Source organism: Candidatus Poribacteria bacterium (assembly GCA_021295755.1).
In the GTDB taxonomy this organism is placed as follows: domain Bacteria; phylum Poribacteria; class WGA-4E; order WGA-4E; family PCPOR2b; genus PCPOR2b.
The window spans coordinates 11,925-12,349 of record JAGWBT010000105.1; the positions used below are offsets into that span (position 1 = coordinate 11,925).

Sequence of the window (425 nt, forward strand, 5' to 3'; positions counted from 1 at the left end):
AGTCCGACCCGAAGACGAAGGACGCGCCTTGACCTGCTGGAAACAGTGGTACAATATGGATCCCATTTACAAGACAGGCAATTATCGAACCTTGAGCACTCTGTGGAGTCATTATCTCATCGGTCGTCCCGAAAACGAATTGACCGGCGTCGGTTTTCTCCACGGCGGCTACCACCTCAGCCACGGTCAGTTCATGGATGGTTCAGGCGAATACACAGTGCATCGCCCTGAGCATTGGGTTTTTGAGGGGACGAATATCAAACAGGGAGATACCTTCGGCGGTATGCATACCATTGTGGGCTACGAATGTGACGGTTGCGAGCTAAAAATTGTGGATGGGCTTCCGGTCCCAACCCATCGGGATGGCACACCCGATAACTTCCTCATCCTCTGTACTGCTCCGGTGCGTTGGCATCCGGACGATT

At 53.2% G+C, this 425-nt stretch carries 1 protein-coding gene; it reads left to right on the forward strand.

What is annotated here, in order from left to right; translation table 11 throughout:
• A partial coding sequence (locus J4G02_15435) for a hypothetical protein (protein MCE2395959.1) occupies positions 1-425 on the forward strand: 425 nt, incomplete at both ends.